Origin of the sequence: Shewanella sp. 11B5 (assembly GCF_002836795.1) — a bacterium.
Lineage (GTDB): Bacteria > Pseudomonadota > Gammaproteobacteria > Enterobacterales > Shewanellaceae > Shewanella > Shewanella frigidimarina.
Genome location: NZ_PJAP01000474.1, coordinates 1 through 4,488 on the forward strand (window position 1 = coordinate 1; position 4,488 = coordinate 4,488).

Genomic DNA, 4,488 nt, shown 5'->3' on the forward strand with positions numbered 1-4,488 from the left:
TGCGCCAAACGTCCATAATCACGACCTATAGCATCTGCGTTAAAGTTAGAGGCAGTACCACTGATGATTGGGCGACGGCTATGGTAATTCATGTAATAAAGACCGAACTCTGTTTCGCCTAGTTCTGGTGAGTAATAGCCTAATTTAACACCAAACTGGCCATCGTCACTAGGATCTGCAGCATCTTGAACTAAAGCAACCTTAGTTGAATAAGCAGTCATGTAAGCGGCATATGCCGGGTTAAACCCAGTAGCAGCTGCAGCTTCATATAAACGTGTGTATTCTGAAATTAGGAAGTCTTGGTTGATATCCGGATTTGAGTTGAAACCTAATTGTGCATTTTGGTTGTAACCACCATACCCAGCAAAATCATTGGTTGCAAAGTTAGAACCCGGTGTAGGGATCCAAATCGGTTGCCAATCATATTGATAAAATGCTTCAAGGTTTAGGTTTTCAGTTAATCCTAACGATGCCCAAACCATGCCTTGCGGACGAAATGCTTCTTTAAGCTCCGCACCTGGTGCATTAAGAATATTTAAATCTACAGCATTGATTTCAGCAATACCGTGAGAGATCAGGGTGCTTTCGCCCCATGAAACTACTTGGTTACCCACACGAACACTTAATGGGTTAGCACCGTCATTTAAGTCCCAGTTACCGTAAACAAATGCATCTAATAAGCGAATGTCTTTACATTGCACTTCTGATGCTTTGTTATCTTCACAAGGATCGAATTCTTTTCCGGTTAATGGATCGTTAAAGCCATAATCACCGTCATTTAATTTGCGATCGTAAAAATACATGCCGCGTAAAAAGATACCGTAATTTTCGTACTTCAGTGATAACTCGTGAAGACCTTTAACAATCTCAGACGTAGTATCACCTTGCGCATACAACAAATTACTTAAATCATTGTTGCTTGAATATGAACCCGGCTGAGCCCAAATTTCTGCAGATGTATATTTGGTAGAGCCAAACGCACCACCAAATGCAGAATAACCTGACCAATCAAATTGTGGTTGGTTCACCTTACCGATTTGGTTACTCCAATCACGGTCTGATACACGCCAACTCGCGCCTGTAGTCCATGTAGAGTCAAATGTACCTCGTACATCACCCCAATCAAAAGAAACTGCTGAGGCTGAAGTGCTCATTCCCAAACATAATGCCGACACCACCCCCAAAGCGAGAGCCGACTTGTTAAATCTTTTTTTAACAATATTCATTTTAGTTCATCTCCGTAACCTGTTGGATTAGTTGTTATAGGAATTTAACCAACATCTTGTTAGCCCACAGGCAACACCATTGTTACAGCATTTAACTATATTGAGCAAGGTCAAAAAAAAGAAAATGTTTAAGAAAATTAACGATGTTTGGCTAAATATGACGAAATAAAACCAGCTTATATTTGAATTAACACAGACGATATATTTACAATCATTTAACCATTAACGAAAAAAGTTTATTTTCATATACTTATAAATATTCACAGGTTGCTACTTCACACACTACTAATCAATCAAACGTTTGAAGTAAATACTCTACAATTTATTAAGTGATTTGAAATTCCCTTCTCGATTTAGGACTAATTTGAACTGTCCGTGAATACCTTGAGGGGTTAAATAAGGTCTAAAATACTTACCATTTATGTGCAATACGCGACCTTGATGGTCTCTGACCTGCACTTTCTCTGCAAGTCCTTGGTAATACGGTAGAAATGCTTCATAACTTACATTAAGAGAAAATAAAAACTCCATCATTTACTCCATAAAAAGGAGAGCAAGCTCTCCTTTTTAACATACTAAACAGTCTGGCTATTCATACTAGATGAACAGCCATTTTTGTCATTATTCTGCTAATGATTTAGTGACTTTTTCATATAAATCTTTCGATAAATCCGGTAAAGCTTTTAATTCTACTAAACACTGTTTCATTAATTGCTGGCGATGTTGATCAAATTTGGCAAACTGAATTAATGGTGTGATCATTCGCGATGCAACTTGTGGATTCGACTTATTCAATTTGACTAATATTGTGGTCAAATAACGGTAGCCTTCGCCATCAGCACGATGGAACTGGTAAGTGTTTGCAGCTGCAAAAGCCCCTATCAATGAACGTACACGGTTAGGGTTAGAGAAACTAAAACTGCTGTGCTTTGTCAGCGTTTTAATTTGCTCTATCACTTCATCGCTATTAACTAACGCTTGTAATGTCAGCCATTTATCCATCACTAATGGCGTTGATTCCCACGTAGACTCAAAATCACTCAATAACATAGGTAAACAGGCTAATTTTGCTGTAGCTGCCGCTTTCAAAGCCCCTAAACTGTCGGTCATATTTTTTGCTGAATAATATTGTTTTTCAACTAATGATTCATGAGTATCGGTCACTTGGCATAATAATGACAAGGCAATGTTTTTAAATGCACGCGCACCTGCATTATCTAGAAGTATCAGCTCACGATAACGTACCAATAATTCATCTTCACAAGCTGATGCGAGTTCTTCAACAACAAACTCTCTGGCTTTGGCTAAAGCATCTAAATCAACGTTATCTACCTGCTCAATTAATGCTGAAGCAGTTGGAATAGACAAAATTTCAGCTACTAATGCTTGGTCTATTTTCGCATCTAAAATGACACCTCTGAATGCTTCAATAACACGAGTATCAACCATCATGACTTGTTGCTTTTGCAACTGTGCAACGTTATTCCAAATGGCGTGGCTCACTAACTGTACTGATGCTTCCCAACGGGCCACTTCGCTAGAAGCATGGCGCATAAGATGTACAAGTTGATCAATGCTAAAATCGTAAACCAATTTAACGGGTGCAGAAAAATCTTGCAGTAAAGATGCTATAGGCGCACTTTCTAGTCCATCAAACACAAAAGTTTGGTTGGCTTTAGTCACATCTAGGACTTTATTAACAATTGATTGCCCTGCACTGTCTAACAGCTCAACACTGAACGGTATATGCAGTGTTTGCCCCTTCACACCTTGTGACATCACTTGTTGAGTAATCGTTAAATGATACTCGCCTTTATCCGCATCAAAACTGTCTTTAACCGTTACAACGGGTGTGCCTGCTTGGCTATACCAACGACGGAATAAGGTTAAATCTTTACCGCTAGCATCTTGCATAGCGTTTACAAAATCATCGCAGGTTACCGCTTGCCCGTCATGACGTTCAAAATAGCACTTCATTCCAGCTTGAAAACCTTCTTCACCAAGAATGGTGTGCATCATACGGATAACTTCAGCACCTTTGTCATATACCGTCACGGTGTAGAAATTGTTCATTTCAATCACACTTTCTGGGCGTATAGGATGAGACATAGGTCCAGCATCTTCAGCAAACTGTTGGTTTTTCATCACTCGGATAGCATGAATTCGGTTAACCGCGCGAGACCCAACATCGGAACTAAATTCTTGGTCACGAAATACCGTTAAACCTTCTTTTAAGCTCAACTGAAACCAATCACGACATGTGACTCGGTTACCAGTCCAGTTATGAAAGTATTCATGGCCAACGACAGACTCAATACCATGATAATCATCATCTGTTGCACTGGCTTTGTCTGCGAGCACGTATTTGGTATTAAAGACATTTAAGCCTTTATTTTCCATGGCACCCATATTGAAAAAATCTACCGCAACAATCATATAAATATCAAGATCATATTCAAGACCGAAACGGGTTTCATCCCATTTCATTGATTTTTTCAGTGATGCCATTGCGTGATCTGCTTTATGTAAATTGCCTTTATCGACAAATACTTGCAGTTTAACTTCACGACCAGATTGAGTGGTAAAACTGTCATTAAGTAAATCAAAGTCACCAGCAACCAAGGCAAATAGGTAACTTGGTTTAGGGAATGGATCATGCCATTTAACAAAATGACGACCAGAACGAGGCATTTCTCCTTTCTCAATTAAATTACCGTTACTTAACAAAAATGGAAATGCTTGTTTATCCGCTTCGATACGCACAGTATAAATAGCGAGAACATCGGGTCTGTCTAAGAAATAAGTAATCCGGCGAAATCCTTCAGCTTCACATTGAGTGCAATAAGCACCGTCTGACATGTAAAGTCCTTCAAGACTCGAATTTGCCTCAGGGTCAAGCAAGGTAACCACTTCTAATTCAAATTCATTTAGGTCCGTACTAATCATCAATTGGTTATCATGTTGACGATAATTAGCCGCTACACCATTGAGTTTCACTGTACTTAGCGAAAGTTGCTCACCATCAAGCACTAAATCATGCTGATGCTCACCATTACGGATTACCTTACTGACGGCAGTCACTTTAGTGTTTTTGCCATCCAGAATAACGTTCAAATCAACATGAGAAATGGTGAATGCAGGCTTGGTATAATCTTTTAGGTGTTTTTCTTGCGCTTGGTTCATACATGATCCTTTTGAGCGGTACTAATGCCAATATGATTAAATGTGTAGTCTTTATCGAATTGGTACTATTTTTAGTTAT

At 39.1% G+C, this 4,488-nt stretch carries 3 protein-coding genes; all 3 read right to left on the reverse strand.

The window, feature by feature from the left end; all coding sequences use genetic code 11:
• Positions 1 to 1,226 (reverse strand): DUF1302 domain-containing protein (locus CXF78_RS11040; protein ID WP_145991421.1); only part of this gene is annotated, 1,226 nt, incomplete at its 3' end.
• A 315-nt stretch (positions 1,227 to 1,541) separates the two neighbouring features.
• Positions 1,542 to 1,757, reverse strand: coding sequence for a DUF2835 domain-containing protein (locus tag CXF78_RS11045; protein WP_041413003.1), 216 nt, complete (start codon positions 1,755 to 1,757; stop codon positions 1,542 to 1,544).
• 90 nt (positions 1,758 to 1,847) lie between these two features.
• Positions 1,848 to 4,409, reverse strand: a complete 2,562-nt coding sequence (pepN, locus tag CXF78_RS11050) for an aminopeptidase N (RefSeq protein ID WP_011637683.1) — start codon at positions 4,407 to 4,409, stop codon at positions 1,848 to 1,850.
• Positions 4,410 to 4,488: the final 79 nt, after the last annotated feature.